This is a genomic window from Providencia sp. SP181 (genome assembly GCF_050446505.1).
Taxonomy (GTDB): Bacteria; Pseudomonadota; Gammaproteobacteria; order Enterobacterales; family Enterobacteriaceae; genus Providencia; species Providencia vermicola.
The window spans coordinates 210,028-230,421 of record NZ_JBBPXM010000003.1 but is presented as its reverse complement, the minus strand read 5'-3'; the positions used below and the strand labels follow the sequence as shown (position 1 = coordinate 230,421).

Sequence of the window (20,394 nt, the reverse complement as noted above, 5' to 3'; positions counted from 1 at the left end):
GCCTTAAGTGAAACTGATAGTTCCCGTTTACTTTGATAATGTTAAGGAGTTTACATGCGCTATAAAACTTTATTGCTTTCTCTGCCTTTGATTTTAGGTGTAGCGAGTGCAAATGCAGCTGAAGATGTTAAACGCGTTCCTGTGAAAGGATTCCCTATCTCTGAATCAGTAGAAATCAGCGCGGGCAACCTTATTTTCCTAAGCGGAAAAGTTCCTTCTAAAATCTCTGCAGATGCCAAAGAAGGCGTTTTAGAGTCTTACGGTAATACCGAAGCACAAACTATCAACGTGTTAAAACAAATCCAAGCTAACCTTGAAGGTATGGGTTTGACTATGAACGACGTTGTTAAAATGCAAGTATTCTTAGTTGGTGGTGAAGAAACTCAAGGGACTATGGACTTTGCTGGCTTTATGGCTGGTTACAACAAGTTCTATGAGTCTGAGAAAGTGACTAACCTACCAGCTCGTTCAACTTTCCAAGTCGCTAAACTGGCTAACCCAGCTTGGAGAGTAGAAATTGAAGTAACAGCGGTTCGTCCTGCTGCGAAAAAATAAGTTATTCTAACGAATAGCGAATCGATAATGGGGCATAGCAATATGCCTCGTTATATTTTCTCTCTTTCCCCTTCCCTCGCAATACTTTTTCATTGTCTTTCACAGACTGTCACCGTGATTTCCGCTATTTTATGGTTTTTATAAAACCATGTTATGCTTCATTGATTGATAAAGAAGCAAAAAAGATAAAAGTTCCCAATAAAGGCGCAATATGATTAAAGAATCTCTCAAGATCCATGGAAAAAAACAGTTTGAGATTAAACAAAAAGTGTCAATTCCACGTAAGTCTAAAGAGATCCGCTACCAAGTAGAGACCTTTTTCTTTTTGCCTTCTTCGCTGCAAATCAATCCTGACTTATACACAGCCTCTAGCCTGCAGCGCAGCCTTAAAAATTACATTCGGCTCAGCCCTCCTACGGTAAAACTGTCTGCTTTACCGGAAGAAAACGGGGAGTTAGACGGTTTAAAACGTTGGTTGGAGCAGTGTGATCCACTCAATCCCCCCTCGCTAGATGAGTATGAAAATAGGCTTAAGCGCTATACCTTAACCTTTAAGCGAACCGTACGAATTAATATCAAAATGGTGAGCCAAAACCCACAACGGAAGACTGCGGAATATTTAACGGAATTAATGGCAAATATTGCAAAATGCCTATCTGTTTATCGTGAGCTCGCCACTCAGGCCACCCTGATTGAAAAACATATTCATTCCAACGCGTTTTCATACTGTGACGAGTTTATGACTTACTACACCATAAATTATTTACGTGATTTGTTAGCCGATAAACACATGCCATTACGGGAAGAAATACGTCATTTTTGGTATCAAGAAATGCGTTACCTGAAAAAACAATACCCTGATTGTTTCCCCAGTGATGAAACCGATGCTGAGTTGGTGACTTATCGTCGTAATTTATTGAAAAAATATATCAATCGATATCTCTATTTAGAAATTCGTCATAAACGGGGACTTCCCCTGCTATTACACTCTATTTATGGTATTGCTGCTGCAATTTCAATGCTTTTCGCTACTGTTATCGCCTTTTTCTGGCAGGGAAAATATGGAGCCTTAAGTGCAAATTTATTTTTGGCGATGGTCATCGGTTATATCTTCAAAGATAGGCTGAAAGAAGTAGGTCGAGAGCAGTTGTATCGCCTATTCCAAAAATGGATCCCTGACCGCCAATTACGTATTTATCGTGAGGGTGTAAAAGCACCTGTGGGTATTTGTAAAGAGTCTTTTCGCTTTATTAGTGAAAACTCACTCTCCCCAGATATCCGTGAGATGAGGCAAAAATCCCATTGGGTCAATTTAGTTAATGTCCAGCGAATGGAAGATATCCTGTATTATCGCAAAGATGTGCTACTGCATAACCGCCATTCAGTGTTTGAAAAAAACCAGTCATCAATCGCTGATATTACGCGTTTTAATATTTCGGATTTCCTGAAATATATTGATATCAGTTATGAAGAATTAACTGTCAATGATGATGAACCTGCAATTATTGGTGAAAAGGTGTATCACATTTACCTTTGCCGCCGCGTCACTATTAATAAAAAAACCTACAATGAACTGGCGCGCTTAGTAGTCAATGCCGATGGGATAAAACGTTTAGAAGTGTTGCAGTCACTAGACTTACTGACAACCGATGAAGATATTGAGATTTCACCGTAGGCGTTTTATTTTCCTATCCTATTATTTTGACTAATTTAGGTTGTAGCCGCCACGGCTACAACCTAAAGGATGACGAAAATTTAAAAGAGTTAATAGTACAAAGCAATATACTGGTCATCCACCTGCTTAATATCAACCGGCGTGTCAAAGATATCCTCAATAATTTCTGATTTCATGATGTCTTCAGGCTTGCCATGATAAGACAAACGGCCATTTCTTAATGCAACAATGTAGTCTGAATACACGGATGCGAAGTTGATATCGTGGATCACTAAAATAATCGTTTTACCCAGCTCATCTGCGGCGCGGCGCAATAACTTCATCATGATCACTGCGTGTTTCATGTCGAGGTTATTTAAGGGCTCATCCAGTAGAACGTATTCGGTATCTTGACACAGAACCATTGCCACATAAGCACGCTGGCGTTGTCCACCAGAAAGCTCATCTAAATAGCGGTGGCGTAAATCAGATAAATTCAGAAATGACAGTGATTCATCAATTTTCTGTTTATCTTCAAGGTTTAAACGCCCTTTAGTGTAGGGATAGCGCCCGAACCCCACAAGCTCTTCTACTGTTAAACGGCTCGCAAACTGGTTTTCTTGGCGCAAGACAGATAAACATTTGGCTAACTTATCGCTTGGTGTTGTCGAAACATCTAATTCATTGACCTTAACATGACCGCCTTCATCGGGTGTTAACAAACGGCCTATAATCGACAGTAAGGTGGATTTACCTGCCCCATTGGGCCCAATAATCGAAGTGATACCGCTATTTTTAATGGTTGTTGTGACGTTATCTAAGACCTTAGTATCCTGATAACTTTTCGATATCTGACTAATCTCAATCATACTAAAACCTTCTTAACACCATATAAATAAAGAATATTCCGCCAACAAACTCAATAACAACGGACAAGGTTCCCGCCATATTTAAACCATATTCAAGAACGAGCTGTCCGCCAATCAGCGCTATCACACCTAACAAGAAAGACACGGGTAATAAATAGCGGTGCTGGCTACTCCCACTGATAAAGTAAGCCAAGTTTGCCACCATCAGTCCTAAGAAGGTTAAAGGCCCAACCAAGGCGGTTGAGATAGCGACTAAGATGGAAATCAGCAGTAAAATAACCGTGACTTGTTGGCGATAATTAATCCCTAAATTAACGGCATTGGCCTGCCCTAATGCCAAGACATCAAAGCAATAACGCATCCGCCACAAGAGAACGCCAACGACAACAGTAATAAGCAAGGTAAAGAAAATAAGCTCTGGCGTACCTCGAGTGAACGTTGCAAACATGCGGCTTTGTAAAATGGAAAACTCATTTGGATCCATTAGACGCTGGAGTAATGTGGCCACACTGCGAAATAACGTGCCTAAAATGATACCTACCATCAATACCAGGTTGATATTCATTTTCACAGAGACAAATAACCAGCGATAAAGCAGAACCGAAAACAGCACAAGCAAAGTCGATTCCAACAGGAACTTACCGATATTTAGTAACCATGAAGCAGGGAAGCTGTCAGTATAAAAAATAAAGACGGTTTGCAACAAGACAAACAAAGCCTCAAGCCCCATGATTGATGGCGTCAATATTTTATTATTTGCAATGGTTTGGAACAATACTGTCGATACCCCCGCTGCAAACGCCACAACAATCATGGTCAACACGATATAACCACGATGCGGTAGAATATACGCAAGGTTATTGCCTAAGTTGATTGTCATATAAAGCACAATGGATAGCAGCGATAAAGCCAACAATATCCATATTCTTTGCAGTGGCGTTAACCCTTTTTTAGGTTTTGCTAACGCAATTGCGGAGTTAACTTTTTGCATAACGTTGTTGCTTCAACAATAAATATAAGAAAATAACAGCGCCAACCACACCTAGAATCACACTCGCAGGGATTTCAAATGGATAGCGGATCAAACGCCCAATAATGTCGCACAGTAAAACTAAACCACCACCCGCAATACATATCCACGGAATGGTTTTGCGAATGTTATCCCCCATCACTAAGCTCACAAGATTTGGAATAATTAAGCCTAGGAAAGGTAACGCACCAACCACAACGACCACGACACCGCTAATCAGCGCGATAATGGATAAGCCGATGGTCATGACTTTACGATAATTGAGCCCCACATTAATGGAAAATTCACGGCCCATACCAGCAACAGTAAAACTATCTGCAATCCAGCAGGCGATTAACGTGAGAATGCCCACCAGCCAAAGCAATTCATAGCGACCCTGAATGATGCTAGAAAAGTCGCCGCTCATCCATGCCCCAAGGGACTGAAGTAAATCAAAATAATAGGCTGTAAAGATAGTTAACGCGCTAATCACCGCACCTAACATGATACCCACTAATGGTACTATCAACGCTGATTTTAAAATGACACGGCGTAATAACAGCATAAACAGCATCGTGCCAATCAGGGCAAAGCCACTTGCAACGACCATTTTGGTCATAATACTTGCCGCTGGGAATAGAATCATCACGACCAGTAAGCCTAAACTGGCAGACTGTGTTGTACCCGCAAGCGAGGGCTCAACGAAGCGGTTTTGTGTGAGTAATTGCATGATAAGCCCTGCAACACTCATGGCACTGCCGGCTAGAATTAGGGAGACGGTTCGAGGAATTCGGCTAATAAAAAAGATGTCTTGCATCTCTGGGTCGGTGAAAAGCGAAACGGGTGACACGTCACCCGCTCCAACAAACAAGCTTAATACCGCTAAAACCAATAACGTGATAATTCCACAAAAAAGATAAAGCGTTTTCATTGGTTATTTTGCTTGGCTCTTCTCTAATGCGTTATTGATATCATCCATTAATTTGGAATAGGTCTGGATACCACCTGAGATGTATACCGCTGTTGGGTCAAGGTAAGTAATCTGGCCTTTTTCCCATGCAGCTGTTTTTCTTACTAATGCGTTATCAAGCACTTCCGCTGCAGGTTGTGCGTCTGCTTTACCAATCGCGCTATCACGGTCAATCACAAACAGCCAATCTGGGTTTAATTTTACCAGTAATTCAGCATTGACGATGTTACCGTGACGACCCGTGTTTTCTTCAAAGACATACGCAGGCTCGAAACCTAACACATCAAAAATAAAGCCAAAACGTGAACCTGGGCCATAAGCAGAAATTTTACCGCCACTGACTAAAATCACCATCGCTTTACCCGCAGTTGGGGCTTTAGTTTTAATACCGTCAATTTTGGTATTGAAATCGGCAATCAGTTTTTTTGCTTCTTCTTCTTTACCAAACAGGGCGCCAAGCTCATTAGTACGCTCAGTTAAGCTACCGATAAAGTTTTTGTTGTCGATATCTAAAGAAATCGTTGGAGCAACGCCGCTCAATTTATCATATGCATCACGAGCACGACTACCACCTAAAATCAGGTCAGGTTTTGCGTTACTTAATGTTTCATAAGCAGGTTCAAACAGCGTTCCGCCATTCACATACTCAGAGCCACTGTATTTCGTTAAGAATTCAGGAAAACGTACGTTGGTTTGTGGAACCCCTGCGACGGGTGCACCTAATGCATCCATGATGTCCAGCGTTTCCATGTTCATGACAATCACTTTTTGTGGATGGCGAGGAATTTCAGTTTTGCCTTGTACATGTTCAATTGTAATGGTTTGTTTCTCTGCCGCTTGGGTTGTTTCTGGCGTTTCTTTTGCGTTATCGCAACCCGCCAAAACTAAAGCGGATAATAAGGCAAGACCTGAAACTAATGATTTTGCAAACATCTCATTTCCTCCATCCATCTATAAAAGTACTGACGATAAAATGTCAACGTCTCGAAGAGGGGGGTATCTTACACGTTATTAAGCGCTAATGATATTAGTTTGCATTTGCATTTGCTAAAAAGATGTTAGAACGCACAAAATCACCAATTCTATAAATGGATATCAATCAAAATAAAGCGTAGGAAAGAAATATTAGAAAGGAACTCATTGCAATGATGGATAATCAACGCCCTAAATACAGGGCAAAAACAAATAGGCTGAGTCTTCAACTACATTTGCATTCTGGCAGCTCAATTATAACGAACGACAGAAATTATAATCCCAGCCTATTTATCATTAATACCAATTTAAACGCTCATCAATGAATGTCATCTAGCCGCCCATTTTCAATGAGTTGGGAGCTGATATCTTCCAGAAACCAATCAATTGGTGTTTCCATCAAAAATGAAAGTTTAAATAAATGAAACAGGTCAATTTTGATCTTCCCTCTTTCATAACGAGAGATTTGTTGCTGGCTTACGCCTAGCAGTTGAGCCAGTTGAAAACCCGTATAACCGAGCTCTCTGCGTTTCTCTAAGATCCTTTGACCGACCATATAATGGATTTTTTCACTACCGTTTTCTGAATACATATTTTCACCATTTATTAAGGTACAGTTAGAATAAGGGCTGCCGCGCCTTCAAATGTGCCAGGTTGAACACGACCATTCGTCCCTAATACGGCTTTCAGGTTGACGGTATTTGTTCCCCCAGCAGGTACATAAAATTTATAACCCGCCTCTCCTGGCGTGTTATTCGCCCCTAAAAATAAGTTGGCATATAAACTACCATCTGGCTTTAAGTTAACCCGACCATTTGTAACGTTAACCCCTGTTGCGACAACCAGCACATCCATCGCTAGATTACATGTTACAGTGATGGGGACTTCTTTTGCTTGCCCTGCGAGATCAGCTTCACTAATTGCACCAAAGTTAATATCTGGGATACTGTTATTGATCTTACAGGCGCCAATTGGTGGAGGTGCAATACCACATAATGAACCAGGGATTAACCCTCCATTATTTGTCACGCCTGTCGTCTCTTGATAAAATAATCCCACACATTCTTGGTTATTCTGTAACCTGACACCTGTGTGTACAGCCCATTGTGTTGCAGGAGCCAGTGCTTTAGTCATCACTCCAGGGATGTTCTGAACCTCTCTCATCGTCCGGTACTTAGAAATTTCAGCAATATTTACTGTTGCCGCACCAGGCGTTCCATTCGCTGTATGTTTATGGCTAATGGTGAGGTAACATTGAGGCCAACCATAGCAAGGGTTCATCACACTGGGTGATTCAGGATCCCAACGGGCTATAACATATTTATAGTCTGCATCCCCTCTAGCTGGATTGGCTCCTGGCTTTGACTCTGTGATATAAGAGAATATGGATGCCGATGCAGAAGATGAAAACATGACTGCACCAATTAATAGAGATAAGAAAACTTTCATATTAGTTCACAGCCTTATTATTCATAATCTAATTTAAATGTGGCCACGGCACTGTATGGCCCCACTTTAATTGTCTTGTTCTTAATCGCTTCAGGCTCACCTTTTAAATAGGCATAAAAGCGCAGTTGGTTAGCCCCATTTTGTAATGTAATCTTCGCGCCTTTTTTTTCGATATCGAGCGCTGTTTTATCACTGTTTTGCAGTCCCACAGCAAAACCTGATGCCACACTGCTTGTTGAAAGCGCTAAAAAACCAGGTAATGCGAGGTTTGGTGTTCCTGAGAAAGTCACCTCAACAGATTTACCAATTGTGGTATCACAGTCTGCTAATTTAATCGCAAACTCCCTCGGTACCGTTTCGCCATAGGCATAAAAGTTCTTTTCTGGCGTATCAAAAAAATCCATCGGGATATTTTCATCACCAGGCAAAATTGTGCAGGGTTCTTCCACTAAGTTACCGATAATTTTTAAGTTATCTGGTACAGCAAAAGCCGCATTCACATTTATGAATAAAGCACCAGCAACTGCACATTGAATTAATTTGTTCATTATTGGTACTCCGCGAGCAATGTCCCTGTTGCGGTAAAGCTTCCTTCTGGCAACGTAATGCCTGGTTTCTTCACAGGCACCACCGCGAGAACAGGCGCTTGCCCATAAACAATTTTCATTGGCTTATTAATTTCAAAACCAAGGCCATTTTGTGTAATGCGCATTCCAAGGTCTTGAATATTGGTTTGCAGAGCGGCTTTGTCAAAATCAGTTGCCGTCCCCTTAATAGTGAGTATTAAATCCCAACCTTTTAAATTCGCATCACATTTCAACGCATAATTAATCGGTTTTGTGAAGTTAGTACCATCAATTTTATGTAAGCCAATATCTTTATAATCAATAACTTCCACTTTATCTTCAAATACAGTACACGGAGGTGGTATTAATAAAGTGCCTGTAAATTCCACGTCATCAGCAATAGCTATACCCGTAGGTATAACTAACAAACTCATTACCAGAGGAAGTTTTTTTATGAATTTTTGCATTGTTCTTCCCCTTATTGATAATCAAGTTTGATAGTGACACCTGCACGAAAAGCACCACCTTGTGTCAGTGTTTTCGATAAATCGCGAACAGGTATCGCTTCAAATTGAGGTGCATTGGGATAAACAAACTTAATTTCTTGATTTAAGCGAAGTTTGTTTCCGTTATAACGAAACGCAATACCTAAGCCAGGAATATCCGTTTCAACTGCCCCTGAATCAAAAGATATTGGGATCCCAACCAGGGTCATTTTCATTTGTTCAGTGGGTCTTTTATCGCACTTTATATTGTAATTAACTGGCTTAGCGTAAGCAGAGCCATCAATCCGCGTGCTCATGATTTCTTGAAAGTCCACCTTGACAATATTACCGTTATTAATGACGCAAGGTGGTGGTGCTAAAACAACGCCTTTAATCGGAACGGTCACCATACCAGGAGTTATCGTTGCCCTTGTTCCCGCTGAAGGGCTAATACGTGAGTCTGGTAGCCCTGCATATGAAGCTGACGTTGAAAATATTCCAGCAAGGCAGAATGCCAGCAGGTACCTCTGCTTATTTAAATCACTCATAATCCACCTTAAAGTCCATTACAGCGCTGAAACTTCCTTCCGTTAGTTTTTCGGGGGTCCTCACTGGCGTGACAAAATATTGAAGAGTACCCTGTGGTGCATCAAGAAACTGAGGACGCCCTTGGCTTCCAAGCCGAATATCACCTCTTTGCGCATCAGTGACTTCTAATGCCAAACCAGAGACACCTTTAACACTCAACATTTCAGGGAAATATTTATCTGATACCGCAACAAAAGAGACGGTTATCACAGGTTGCATCGCATCCCAAATTGGCGTATCGGTTCGAATGTCTCTCATTCGGCTTGCCGTGCGAATGCAATGCCTAAATTCTAATTCGAATGAGACAGGCTCAGCTCTATCACCTGGTTTACGGAGTGAAGATGAAGGGATCTCCCCTAGAGACACTTCTTGGCGCATTGAATTAGTCACATCCATAGTACAAGCTGCTTCTGTCATCATGCCATTTACTGTCAATGTTCCATGTAAACCCTCTATATCCCAACTATCTGCGCTGCTGGTAAACACAGGCGCGACGCTGAATATAATAGCGCTAAACAGGAGAGTCCTTTTCATACATTATTCTCCGTTATCTGTCCGTCGAAGATTCAACTTTACATGTTGTGCCTGCACAGCCGAACGTTAATTTTGGCCTTCCGCCATAGTCATTGATATACGTTAGAACTGGTTTTGCACCCATTGAACTTGCACTGCCTTTTAGCATTCCATTACTTTTTGGCGAAATCATCACTGGTTCAAATTGTTTAACCGTATCACCACCCACTTTTGAACTGGCATCCACAATGGTGACAAAATAAGCCGTTGGATTACTGACTTCATAAGCATCACCTTTGCGCGTTAACGTAATTTTTTCCTGCCATGGGTTTTCGAGGTCAGTACGTGTGGCATATAGCGCTTTTGGTCGATAAAACAACTTAATGCGTGTCTGCAGTGCAATTTGCAATACGTTAGCTTCTTTACTACGTGGTGGAATTTCACGTAAGTTAAAGTAGTAAACACTTTCTCTATCTTGTGGCAATGCGGATACATCAGGGAGCGATTGAATCTTAACTTGGCTACTTTCACCTGCTTCTACGCGTTGAACTGGCGGTAAAACCGTTAATGGACTTTCAATTTTGTTACCATTCTCATCTTCAATCCAACCTTGCGCAAGATAAGGTAATTCAGTGTTTTCGTTTTTAATATTTAAGCTGATAGTCTTATCAGCGCCATTATAAATGACACGGGTTCTATCCAGTGCAATGGCAGCTAACGCCTGGCCGCACAGCACAGTCGATAACGTAATTGTTGTCGTAAAAAACGCAATTTTTTTAATATTCATAAGTACCAACTCTTTTTAAACTCTAATAACCCGGTTTACTCGGTATAATCGATAATTTGAGCGAGATCCGGTGGCTTCAATAACCAACGCTGACTCGGTGCGACTCCCTGCTGAATTGGCGCTGGCTTATAAGCTGGCGCTGGTTTCCCCACGGGTACCGCTTTTGCTGGTATATAACCAGGCTTGGCATTCGGGCTGTTAGTACAGGGTAATAACAGGGAATTAAACTCTGCCGTGCTAATATTTTCAGGAATCTGAATCTTGCATTGCACGCTACCATCCCAATAAACATCCAACACTTCATTTGGATTCACACCTGAGATATACACAGAACCATTATCCGTAACGATACCTAACTCTCTGTTTTTCTCATTTCGTACTGTTGCACCAAATGGTGGATAGCTACCATCTGCAAGCGCAAGCCTAACCATCGTTTTTATCCCTGATAACACTTCAAACTCACGGTAAGCGACGGCACCTTCTGTCAGTGTAATTGGCTGAGATGTTCGAACTGCTTCCACATTGTCAGGCAAGTTAGTCACATCAATTCGCGTACTGGTACGGTAATAGTCACTGATATCTGCAACGACAGCTTTACCGAACATATTAGTTTCTGTATTTGGCCCAAAACCTTGAATAGGCACGTTCCCCACACCTTCTGTACTGACCATGACTCGGCTTCCGCCTGGTGTATTGATACGGTGTAATGCAGCACCGTGGCCTGTTACAGTTGCACCACCCTGTAATGAGAATGCTGCTGAAGATGTATCACCATTGATATAGCTCGTACTCGCTGTCATCGTTGCCAAATCAGCATAACGCGTGTAGAAGCCATCGATAGTTCCACGACCTCGACTACTCAACCCAGTTCCAACACGATAATTTGTCTTATCATCAATGGCGTCAAAATAGCTGACAGTGTGTGAGTTACCGTCTTTTGTGATCATGTTGTTGTAGCTTATGGACGCTCTATCCGCCCAAGGCACAGACAGGTTCATGTATAACCCATCATCATTGTTTTTATTATCAAATTTGTTACGAAATGCCGTGAGACTTAAGTTAATATTTTTAAAACGACCAAGATCAAAATATTTAGCAACGGAAAGGTTGTAACGTTTTGCTGCTGGTTTATTCCAATACGTTTCATGGTTATAGTTCAGATATGCCGTCAGATCTGCAGTTGTAAAGTATTTATTAAACGTAATGGTGTATAACTCTTTACTGTTATCAAACTCCACGCCTCTGTAACGACGATCTAAGTATTGATTCATACTCATAAAGTCACGCTCAGAGAATCGGTAACCTGCGAACGTCACTTGGCTATCATAATCTTCGAAACGTTTTGAATAACTTAAACGATACGATGCACCTGTATAAATTTTGTTATCCGTTTTTAGTTTTGCGCGTGATTCAGTCACATCGAATGAGATAGCACCGAAGGCTAGCAAATCTCGACCAACACCGAGTGATAATGCGTTATAGTCACCTGCTGCAAGCCCACCACCGAATAATGACCAACCGTTAGAGATACCCCAACTGAATTCGCCCATGACGAACCCTTGCCCTTCGGTTTTATGATCCATATTATTTGGGCGACCACCCGCAACTTTGAAAAGCACTGAACCAGGTCGAGTCAAATACGGTATTGATGCAGTATTCATCTGGAATTCTTGTACTGAGCCGTCTTGTTCTTCAACCCGTACATCTAACTTACCATTAACAGCATCACTTAAATCTTGGATACGAAAAGGCCCTGGTGCGACTTGGGTTTCGTAAATCACTCGCCCTTGCTGAGTTACAATGACTTTTGCATTTGTTCTTGCAACACCTGTAACTTCAGGTGCGTAACCACGTAAGTTTGGCGGCAGCATTCTCTCATCAGAGATCAAACTTGCCCCCATATAACGGAATGAATCAAACAGCCCTGAACGCAAAAACTGTTCACCCATTGTCAGCTTTGCATTTAGCTCTTTTACAGCTCGGTAAGCGTAATATTGGCTCCAATCCCAACGACGGTCTGTGGATTGCCCATTAGTGCGATTATAACTTGCTTGCCAATCTGCTCTAAAGCGCCATGCACCTAAGTTAAAGCCAGTTGTTCCATTCCCTGTTAATGATTGGGTATTGGCTGAATCTGCAGGTCTTGTGATGTTAGCATTCAAGTTATAGTCAAAAAGTAAGGCAGGTACACCTTCGTCCCAGCGGGATGGCGGATCCCAATTATCAGAAGTAAACTCAATATAAGCCTGTGGTACAGTCAACGTGACAGTTTCTTTAGCCAACGAGCCAGCTATTGTCATTCCTGGAATACTTTCAGGAATTAAACATTGCCCTTTGCTATCAAACTGAACCTTTTTTTTCCATTCGTCTCGTAAAGCAATGCTATCGACAATATTTGCCGTCAAGCATGGCGTAGTGATACTAGGATCATTGGGATCAGCGATATATTCAATATCAAAGCTATCAGCGAGGTCTCGGTTATTTAAATTAACCTTAAATGGATATTTCCCTGGCATCACATAGCCAGCACGAGAGAACTCATTTAAAGAAATATTGCTTTTATCCTGAAGATCTAAAACATCGGTATTAAACTCAATACTATCATTATTCGCATTAGCTAAATTTATATGAGCAATTGCAATGAACACCATAGCCGCTACAGGTGTTAAAAAATAACTTACTGAGTTATTAGATACTTTATTTTTACTTTTTAATAACAGAGCCATAATAGTCCCTTAGTAATAACTCAGTAATAATCCATCTTAAAACGGATAGTGGTCTGATAGTTTCCTGGCTTTAAACGTTTATTATTAGGCACAACACGCACGTTATAGTGAAGTGTTGTTTCACCTGCTTTGATAGGCAAATCAGGCATCGCCTTACCAGGGATTGCAACATTTCCATCAGCATCAGAAATTTTTACTGACAATCCATTTGCGTGACCGAAAACATCAAAATTGCGACCATCTGTCGGACCATCAAATGTAATATTGAAAGTTTGCCAATTAGGAGTTCCAGGCGTTACCGGTGTTAGAACACAATTAATAAGACGTATCGAGAAATTACGAACTGGACTTTCTCTGTCATGAATTATTTGACTAACAGGCACAGTAGTTATGCTTACTGATTGATCTCGGCTATCTGCATCAATTGCACAGGGGGTTTCGATAATTGAACCACCCATTGTGACGGTTCCTTCGAATGGACCTTGTGCCCGAGAAATTTGATTTTGTGCACTAACTATTGGGGCAAACATTATTCCTGAAAGCACCATGACAATTGTGCCAAAGTGATTCATAACGACTCCATTTCAACTTAATGAGCAATTTCAATTCATTAAAATTAGTGCCCATACATCCTTGTACGGGCGGTACCAATTACTGGTAGCTCAGAGCAAATGTTGCGATTGCATCAAATTCACCCGGAACAGCAGGTTTGTTTGTCGCGTCTGCATCACCTTGTAAGAATGCAGTGAAGCGCAGTGTGTTAGCACCAGTAAACAGAGTTTGAGATGGAGATTTAGCGCCTAAATCAATTTTGTCGCCATTAACGTCAGTGATAACGATACCCGCATTTTTAGCTGTACCAGCGATAGCTAAACCACCATTAACAGAAGTACTTGGCGTACCTGTGAATGTAGTTTGTACAGTTTTCAGAGTAGTGATATCACACTGTTCTAACTCAATATTGAAAGGACGAGCAACACTTTTACCGCCGCCGTTTAATGCTGAAGTTGCGATAGCACCCATCTTAACTTCAAATGCTTCAGAACCTGGTGGGATTGAGCAAGGAGCATCAATGATTGAACCTTTAAAAGTTACAGTACCAGAACCTTGGTTTGCAGAAGCAGAACCAGCAACAACAGCCAGACCTAAACCTAATACTAAAGCAAGTTTATTTAATTTCATTTTATACATTTCCATTAGATAAAAAAGACGACACAAATTAAAATAACGAGTTATTATTAATCTGATTATTTTAATTTTTTCTTAAAATATGTTTGGTTAGTAAACATTAAAAATTGACATGCTAACTATCCCTAATTTATTAGGCTCCGCTAATAAACCAGATAATTAAACAATGTATCAATGCGAAGCCATTATTATATCTCATTTTAATTATGTCAAATTATAGAGTTAATAAACAACCCAGAGAGGTAAGTTTGTGAAATATATAAAATAATTCAAAAATTACAGCCATTAAATACTCTAATATAGGATAATTAAGTAACCACACTTCAATTTAAATAGACTTTTTTTAATAAAAAACCACAAAATAACTCCATTCTTCAATAATAAAGTTTTTTATACTCATAAAACGGGTGCTTATTAGTGAAAAAAAATGACTAAAAATAAAATATAACTAAAAATCAGAAATAAATAACAAAAAAAACATTTAACCATGTTTTTATTTTAATAAGAAACATCTTAATTTTAAATATTAAATAATTTCATAATGTTTCCAATATTACCTTCTGTTACACATTTAATGTGTTAGTTTAAATGAAAATAAAAAATAAAACATTAAATTACAAATAGTTACCCTAAAATAGCCATATAACAAAAAACGAGTAGAAATATGTGTGATTAACAATTACTAATGATTAATCACACTCAAATATATATAGTAAAAATAAAACAACACAACAGAAAATCATTAAATAAAAAATAGTAAAAAAATATTAAGTCGTATTAAAACACTAAGAAAAGCATTACAAAAATATTCAAAATGTGTTTTTTTGTAACTTTCAATATTAATTATGGAATAAAACAACCATAAAATCCATTTATAAAAGACAAAATCAAAGTCAACAACATTAATGAATGAAGGTATTAAGACACCTTACATAAGCCAATAAACTCATCTACTCTCGATACCCCCCAAAATGCTAGGAATTATAATGATTAAATAGTACTGAATAGTTTCATCATTTAAATATTATTCATAATTATTAATTTATACCTTACACTAGCGATGATTACGTAATAATGAAGATGCTACCATCTATTATTATCCTCATTTTATCTAATATTAACTTAACATCATCTTTTTAAGATCTCCTTAAATACCCTTTGATTTATGTCAAGGGAATCCTTTATCTGCACTAGAAAAATTGAATATACCTGACACCTATCGTTTAATTTATAGTGATAAAACATCAATTCCTGCCACTGTCTTGTCAGTAAAAACTGAAATACCTCTGATATCGTAAAATCACTTTATGAGGTAAGACTCTAAAGCTGGCAATTCAAACGTTGTACGCTAATATCCAATAACACAGCCAGTTGGCATTACAAAAATAAATAAAAAAACCAGCTACTTAACAAAGAAGCTGGTTTTAATTAACAAACAAGAATGCGGTTTAGAAAAATGTTGGCATATCTTCTAGCACGTTATATTCATCATCCGTCAGATAAATAACTTTCCACTTATCAAACGTAATGCACGGGTGCGATGTACCAAAAACGAGGATGTCCCCTACTTGAAAATAACAACTTTCATCAAAAGATAAAATGGCATGTTGGTCCATTAAGCCAAACGTTTTTGCACTTCCTCGTTGGAAGGAAAGCCGCTGACCATCTCGATATTGTGCTAAAGGTTGAGGTAACCCAGCATCAAATGCGACATCTCTTTTACCAAAATTAACAATTGCCCGCCCTTTTTCAGGAACCGACTGTACTAATGCCACAATTTCCATTGCGGGCATCAAGTCCCCTTCTAACTGACAAGCGATACTATCCCGCGCTTTTAGGGCTTGTTGAGCCTCATCATAAATACCATGGTCATGTGTAATATAACAACCAGGGCGAATGACAAAGCGAAAAGCCTTTGAAAAGGTAAACTCTGCCACCTTCTTACTCACAAGGTCATACCAAACTGAACCTGCTCCTGTGAGTAATACCTCTCCCTGATATCTATCAAACACCCCCAATCTATCGAGTTTTTGGCTCGTCGCTAAGACTCGCTGTAAGAATTGCTGCACCTCATTAATGTCTTTTTCTGCATCATCGCTATGAATAACACCCTCATAAAATTCAATTCCAGCAATGACTAGAGAGGGTAATGCTTTTAATTCTTCGGCTAACAACAGCGCTTCATCCTCTGTACGACAACCACAACGCCCTCCATTAACACCCAGTTCAATCAAAACATTCAATGTTTGGTTTTCGCGTGAAAAAACCTCGGCAAGTTGTTTCGCATTTTGAATACTATCAACACAACAATACAAGTTGGCTTGATTGAGTTTAACCAGTTCGCCAAGTAACCGAATATTCGTTTTACCAACAACCTGATTAGCAATCACAATGTGCTTAATACCCGATTCAATTGCCACCTTTGCCTGATAAACAGTTCCAACACTCAACCCCCACGCACCTTGTGCGATTTGGCGTTTGAAAATTGCGGGAGTCATCGTCGTTTTACCATGAGGTGATAACGACACATTTACGGTGTTCGCATAATGTTGCATCCATGCAATATTATTTTCTAATTCACGCTGTTTCACGACCACCGCAGGTAAACACACGTCCTCGTGAAGAATGTTTATCTGCACACTCTCTGAGTTAGGCAACCTCGCCGACTTATGCTTTATCTCTTCGAGAAAATTATATTTCGTCATTTGCATCTCTCAATTTGGACATTTATTTACTTTTCGCCGTATTTTCTCTTTCGTGGGTAATGTTTTCTAAAACTTCCTCACGGCTGAGTTTATTTTTTGGTGTCACTAAAGTGACAACCACAGCACAAACCAAGCTGATCAATAATGCAGGGATCACGGGGTTACCTAATTTTGCAGACCACTCTGGCGTTAAAATAATCGTTAACGATGTTGAGCTTCCCGCCACCAGCGCGGCTATACAACCTTGCCAGTTAAAGCGATGCCAAAATTTACCTAATAACACGGTGACACAAAGCCCTGACATAATCATTGAAATCATTTTAGTGATATAACCAATGATGTCATTTGAGGTCAATGCGAATACCAGTGCAAGCAAGATAACGCCAAGTAAGAAGATCCGAGATAAATTAATGGCTTTCTCTGGTGGTGGCATTTTCCCTGTTACCATCGTATAGATATCACGTAGGATTATCGAAACCCCTGCGATGGCGTCAGAGCTACCTGATGACATGTTAGCTGACATACCTGCGATCAATACCACCATTGCCAGTACATGCGGTAATGCATTGGTTGCATATAAGAAAGCAAAACTGCTGTTTTCTAAATTAGGCTCCATTACATGGGTTGCCATGCCGATAATTGCAGGTAAGAACGAGAACCCCATATATAAGACGCCAGTAATAATGAATGATTGGCGAATGGCTTTTGTTGACGCTGCTGAATAAATACGCTGACGATAGGAAGGTGTCGCTAGAACACCAATACCAATCACAATTGCAAGTGAAATAGCAGGTAGCATACCAAGTTTACCAATCCCAAATAACGTGAACGCCTTCGGATCCGTATTTTGTACAACGACATCCCATCCGCCGACGTAGCTCACTGAGGCGACGGCAAGAATAATAAACCCGAGGAATAAGACGATGGATTGTAATGTATCGATCCATGAAACAGCTTTATAACCACCGATACCCACATAGAATACAAACCCGACAGCAATGATGATCTTCGCTACTGTGATATCAATGTCTGCAGCCCATGCCAAGTATAAGCCGCCCCCAAGGATGTGCGCACCTAACCAACCAATTGATGCTAAGAAAATTAATATCGCAACCAGGTTTTTGACTAAGCGGCTGCCACCTGTGTAGTAACAAATTTCCTCACTCATTGTCATAAAGCGATAGTTTCTTACTGGCGCAAATAACCAAGCGGTGAGTAAGATCCCCGTTGCGCCGCCGATGCCATATAACATACCAGCCCAACCATTCGAATAACCGAAACTCACCGCACCAATACTTGACCCTGTTCCCACCATCGTTCCGACAGTAGACCCTAAGGTGAGTAACATCGGTAATTTTCTGCCGCCAAGAATGAAATCTTCACCTGTCTTTTGATGCCTTGTTACATACCAGCCAATGAACATCATGACGAACGCATACAGCAAAAACCACATTAAGAAATTATTATGTTCCATAATAGCCCCTCATCGTCTCAGCGATTAAGATTTGAACTTGCTGTTAAAGCAGGTGATGTCCACTTCAACCATGCAATCAACCACAAGATCCGCAACAAAACAGACTCTTGCTGGTGGATGCTCAGCAAAGAATTGCTGAAACACTTTATTAAAGGACTGAAAGTATCGAGCATCACTCAAAACCACTTTCATATGCACAATATCTTGGCGCTCAAATCCCGCGTCCTTCATGATGTTTAAACAGTTTTCGATAGCCAGTTTTGATTGTGCAATAATGCCGCCATCAATCACTTCACCATCAACCATCGGTGTTTGGCCTGACACATATAACCAGCCGTCCGCTAGCACAGCTTTCGAAAAAGGTAATGATTGCCCACCAGTCCCTTTTGAACCTTCAACGCCAAATCGTTTAATCATTATTATTTCTCTCTTTTATTTATTTCTTTCTAAGAATTTACCTGCTCTATCCCCAGTCATTTCTTTTGCGGTATAGGTCAGAACACCATTAACAAAAACATATTCAATGCCATCTGCTTTCTGCTTTGGATCTTGGAACGTCGAGGTTTCATTAATTTTTATTGGGTCAAATAAGACGATATCTGCAAAAAAGTTTTCTTTGATAAGCCCTCTATCCTTCAAAGAAAAACGCTGAGCCGACATGCCCGTCATCTTGTAAATTGCGGTGGTCATTGGGAACAGTTTCTCATCACGGCTGTAGTGACTAATTACGCGTGGAAAGGTGCCCCATAAACGTGGGTGCGGATTAGGGTCGCGGGGTAAGCCATCTGAACCAACCATGCTGCTTGGGTGCTGCAATACACGGCGAACATCGTCTTCATGCATTTGAAAATAAATAGCGCCCGCAGGGACAATTTTTTCCGCCACTTGGTAAATATCGATATTCCACATTATGGCGATATCTTTTAGTGTCTTACCTGCAACATCAGGGAATGGCATTGACCAAGTCACTAGGATGTCATAATCCTCAGTGACTTGCGTGATATCTAAGTTTGAAGAGCCCGCTCTATAGGGGTAGCAATCACAGTTAATATCTTGCATTGCTTGATATTTTTCGATTAACGCAAGCGTCTCTTTAGTACGTCCCCAGTTTTTTGCCCCAGCACACTTATGGTGAGAAATTTGCACAGGTACTTTTGCATGGCGGCCAATATGAAAAGCTTCATGCATTGCATCGATGATTCCATCATATTCAGTACGCATATGCGTGGTGTAAATGCCCTGATGCTCTGCTAATAATTCGGCCAGCTCACAGATTTCTTCCGTGGATGAGTTAATGGCATTACCGTAAGACAGCCCTGTGCTTAGCCCTAAAGCACCTTCATTTAATGCAGATTCTAAAACCCGCTTCATCTGTGCAATATTGCTCTGGGTTGCAGGTTTTAATAAATCCGAAACACAGTTATTTCTTAATGTGGTATGGCCAATCAATGTCGCTACATTAACGGTCGGCGTAATTTCATTAATTTTCTGCTTATAGCTAGCCAAATCTACGAAATTAAATTCATTTAATTCCCCCAGCAAATTAATTGGGTCAGGAACTTCATCTTTTAATGTGGCGCATGCAGCACTGATCCCACAGTTACCAACAATAATGGTGGTAACACCCTGTGATGTTTTTTCAATATATTCTGGTTTATCTATGACAATTAAATCATCATGCGTATGAACATCAATAAACCCAGGCGATAAAATTAACCCTGAACAATCAATTATTTTTTCAGACTCTTCGTTAATATTTTCAGCAATTTTAATAACACGGCCATTTTTAATTGCCACATCGCTAATAAATTCATTTTTACCACTGCCATCAATAACAGTGGCACTTTTAAAAACATAATCGAATTTCATTTTAATATCTCTTTT

20 protein-coding genes are annotated in these 20,394 nt (G+C 40.2%); 2 read left to right on the top strand and 18 right to left on the bottom strand.

The window, feature by feature from the left end; all coding sequences use genetic code 11:
* Positions 1 to 54 precede the first annotated feature (54 nt).
* Both AABS66_RS06815 and AABS66_RS06810 read left to right on the top strand, forming a co-directional pair.
* Positions 55 to 555 carry a RidA family protein gene (locus tag AABS66_RS06815; protein ID WP_206083380.1) on the top strand — a complete coding sequence of 167 codons (501 nt, stop codon included), beginning with the start codon at positions 55 to 57 and terminating at the stop codon, positions 553 to 555.
* A gap of 211 nt (positions 556 to 766) precedes the next feature.
* Positions 767 to 2,230: a hypothetical protein gene (locus AABS66_RS06810; RefSeq protein ID WP_430224712.1), complete on the top strand. Its 1,464-nt coding sequence runs from the start codon at positions 767 to 769 to the stop codon at positions 2,228 to 2,230.
* Between the two features lie 89 nt (positions 2,231 to 2,319).
* On the opposite strand, the gene AABS66_RS06805 is transcribed toward AABS66_RS06810, so the two are convergent.
* The 18 genes from AABS66_RS06805 to AABS66_RS06720 form a co-directional block, all read right to left on the bottom strand.
* On the bottom strand, positions 2,320 to 3,078 hold the full coding sequence (locus tag AABS66_RS06805; RefSeq protein WP_206083378.1) for an ABC transporter ATP-binding protein: 759 nt from the start codon (positions 3,076 to 3,078) through the stop codon (positions 2,320 to 2,322).
* A gap of 1 nt (position 3,079) precedes the next feature.
* Entirely contained in the window at positions 3,080 to 4,069 is a 990-nt protein-coding gene (locus AABS66_RS06800) for an iron chelate uptake ABC transporter family permease subunit (RefSeq protein WP_047757179.1), read from the bottom strand.
* On the bottom strand, positions 4,056 to 5,018 hold the full coding sequence (locus AABS66_RS06795; protein ID WP_206083377.1) for an ABC transporter permease: 963 nt from the start codon (positions 5,016 to 5,018) through the stop codon (positions 4,056 to 4,058). Before AABS66_RS06795 ends, AABS66_RS06800 begins: the two co-directional genes overlap by 14 nt.
* Positions 5,019 to 5,021: 3 nt before the next feature.
* Positions 5,022 to 5,990, bottom strand: a complete 969-nt coding sequence (locus tag AABS66_RS06790) for a siderophore ABC transporter substrate-binding protein (RefSeq protein ID WP_206083376.1) — start codon at positions 5,988 to 5,990, stop codon at positions 5,022 to 5,024.
* A 358-nt stretch (positions 5,991 to 6,348) separates the two neighbouring features.
* A complete protein-coding gene (locus AABS66_RS06785) occupies positions 6,349 to 6,621 on the bottom strand; it encodes a helix-turn-helix domain-containing protein (RefSeq protein ID WP_206083375.1) in 273 nt (90 codons plus the stop codon).
* 14 nt (positions 6,622 to 6,635) lie between these two features.
* Complete coding sequence (locus AABS66_RS06780) at positions 6,636 to 7,478, bottom strand: adhesin (protein ID WP_206083374.1); 843 nt, start codon at positions 7,476 to 7,478, stop codon at positions 6,636 to 6,638.
* A gap of 17 nt (positions 7,479 to 7,495) precedes the next feature.
* Positions 7,496 to 8,026, bottom strand: coding sequence for a fimbrial protein (locus tag AABS66_RS06775; RefSeq protein WP_206083373.1), 531 nt, complete (start codon positions 8,024 to 8,026; stop codon positions 7,496 to 7,498).
* Complete coding sequence (locus tag AABS66_RS06770) at positions 8,026 to 8,511, bottom strand: fimbrial protein (RefSeq protein ID WP_241016808.1); 486 nt, start codon at positions 8,509 to 8,511, stop codon at positions 8,026 to 8,028. Before AABS66_RS06770 ends, AABS66_RS06775 begins: the two co-directional genes overlap by 1 nt.
* Positions 8,512 to 8,522: 11 nt before the next feature.
* Entirely contained in the window at positions 8,523 to 9,077 is a 555-nt protein-coding gene (locus tag AABS66_RS06765; protein ID WP_206083372.1) for a fimbrial protein, read from the bottom strand.
* Positions 9,070 to 9,651, bottom strand: a complete 582-nt coding sequence (locus AABS66_RS06760; protein ID WP_206083371.1) for a fimbrial protein — start codon at positions 9,649 to 9,651, stop codon at positions 9,070 to 9,072. The genes AABS66_RS06765 and AABS66_RS06760 overlap by 8 nt, the downstream gene beginning before the upstream one ends.
* Before the next feature lie 13 nt (positions 9,652 to 9,664).
* Complete coding sequence (locus AABS66_RS06755; protein WP_206083370.1) at positions 9,665 to 10,417, bottom strand: fimbria/pilus periplasmic chaperone; 753 nt, start codon at positions 10,415 to 10,417, stop codon at positions 9,665 to 9,667.
* A gap of 35 nt (positions 10,418 to 10,452) precedes the next feature.
* Positions 10,453 to 13,143: an outer membrane usher protein gene (locus AABS66_RS06750; RefSeq protein ID WP_206083369.1), complete on the bottom strand. Its 2,691-nt coding sequence runs from the start codon at positions 13,141 to 13,143 to the stop codon at positions 10,453 to 10,455.
* 20 nt (positions 13,144 to 13,163) lie between these two features.
* Positions 13,164 to 13,715: a fimbrial protein gene (locus tag AABS66_RS06745; RefSeq protein WP_225818672.1), complete on the bottom strand. Its 552-nt coding sequence runs from the start codon at positions 13,713 to 13,715 to the stop codon at positions 13,164 to 13,166.
* 79 nt (positions 13,716 to 13,794) lie between these two features.
* Entirely contained in the window at positions 13,795 to 14,325 is a 531-nt protein-coding gene (locus AABS66_RS06740; protein ID WP_206083367.1) for a fimbrial protein, read from the bottom strand.
* Positions 14,326 to 15,779: 1,454 nt separating this feature from the next.
* The gene (locus AABS66_RS06735; RefSeq protein ID WP_206083366.1) at positions 15,780 to 17,036 is read right to left on the bottom strand and encodes an amino acid deaminase; all 1,257 of its coding nucleotides are present in this window, start codon (positions 17,034 to 17,036) and stop codon (positions 15,780 to 15,782) included.
* Positions 17,037 to 17,058: 22 nt separating this feature from the next.
* Positions 17,059 to 18,510: a sodium:solute symporter family protein gene (locus AABS66_RS06730; protein ID WP_206083365.1), complete on the bottom strand. Its 1,452-nt coding sequence runs from the start codon at positions 18,508 to 18,510 to the stop codon at positions 17,059 to 17,061.
* 24 nt (positions 18,511 to 18,534) lie between these two features.
* Entirely contained in the window at positions 18,535 to 18,930 is a 396-nt protein-coding gene (locus AABS66_RS06725) for a RidA family protein (protein WP_206083793.1), read from the bottom strand.
* 12 nt (positions 18,931 to 18,942) lie between these two features.
* A complete protein-coding gene (locus AABS66_RS06720) occupies positions 18,943 to 20,379 on the bottom strand; it encodes an N-acyl-D-amino-acid deacylase family protein (protein ID WP_206083364.1) in 1,437 nt (478 codons plus the stop codon).
* Positions 20,380 to 20,394 lie beyond the last annotated feature (15 nt).

Bases quoted from the DNA above. Each gene is read 5' to 3' on its own strand.
- AABS66_RS06815 (WP_206083380.1), top strand. From the start codon at position 55: ATGCGCTATAAAACTTTATTGCTTTCTCTGCCTTTGATTTTAGGTGTA.
- AABS66_RS06810 (WP_430224712.1), top strand. From the start codon at position 767: ATGATTAAAGAATCTCTCAAGATCCATGGAAAAAAACAGTTTGAGATT.
- AABS66_RS06805 (WP_206083378.1), bottom strand. From the start codon at position 3,078: ATGATTGAGATTAGTCAGATATCGAAAAGTTATCAGGATACTAAGGTC.
- AABS66_RS06800 (WP_047757179.1), bottom strand. From the start codon at position 4,069: ATGCAAAAAGTTAACTCCGCAATTGCGTTAGCAAAACCTAAAAAAGGG.
- AABS66_RS06795 (WP_206083377.1), bottom strand. From the start codon at position 5,018: ATGAAAACGCTTTATCTTTTTTGTGGAATTATCACGTTATTGGTTTTA.
- AABS66_RS06790 (WP_206083376.1), bottom strand. From the start codon at position 5,990: ATGTTTGCAAAATCATTAGTTTCAGGTCTTGCCTTATTATCCGCTTTA.
- AABS66_RS06785 (WP_206083375.1), bottom strand. From the start codon at position 6,621: ATGTATTCAGAAAACGGTAGTGAAAAAATCCATTATATGGTCGGTCAA.
- AABS66_RS06780 (WP_206083374.1), bottom strand. From the start codon at position 7,478: ATGAAAGTTTTCTTATCTCTATTAATTGGTGCAGTCATGTTTTCATCT.
- AABS66_RS06775 (WP_206083373.1), bottom strand. From the start codon at position 8,026: ATGAACAAATTAATTCAATGTGCAGTTGCTGGTGCTTTATTCATAAAT.
- AABS66_RS06770 (WP_241016808.1), bottom strand. From the start codon at position 8,511: ATGCAAAAATTCATAAAAAAACTTCCTCTGGTAATGAGTTTGTTAGTT.
- AABS66_RS06765 (WP_206083372.1), bottom strand. From the start codon at position 9,077: ATGAGTGATTTAAATAAGCAGAGGTACCTGCTGGCATTCTGCCTTGCT.
- AABS66_RS06760 (WP_206083371.1), bottom strand. From the start codon at position 9,651: ATGAAAAGGACTCTCCTGTTTAGCGCTATTATATTCAGCGTCGCGCCT.
- AABS66_RS06755 (WP_206083370.1), bottom strand. From the start codon at position 10,417: ATGAATATTAAAAAAATTGCGTTTTTTACGACAACAATTACGTTATCG.
- AABS66_RS06750 (WP_206083369.1), bottom strand. From the start codon at position 13,143: ATGGCTCTGTTATTAAAAAGTAAAAATAAAGTATCTAATAACTCAGTA.
- AABS66_RS06745 (WP_225818672.1), bottom strand. From the start codon at position 13,715: ATGAATCACTTTGGCACAATTGTCATGGTGCTTTCAGGAATAATGTTT.
- AABS66_RS06740 (WP_206083367.1), bottom strand. From the start codon at position 14,325: ATGAAATTAAATAAACTTGCTTTAGTATTAGGTTTAGGTCTGGCTGTT.
- AABS66_RS06735 (WP_206083366.1), bottom strand. From the start codon at position 17,036: ATGACGAAATATAATTTTCTCGAAGAGATAAAGCATAAGTCGGCGAGG.
- AABS66_RS06730 (WP_206083365.1), bottom strand. From the start codon at position 18,510: ATGGAACATAATAATTTCTTAATGTGGTTTTTGCTGTATGCGTTCGTC.
- AABS66_RS06720 (WP_206083364.1), bottom strand. From the start codon at position 20,379: ATGAAATTCGATTATGTTTTTAAAAGTGCCACTGTTATTGATGGCAGT.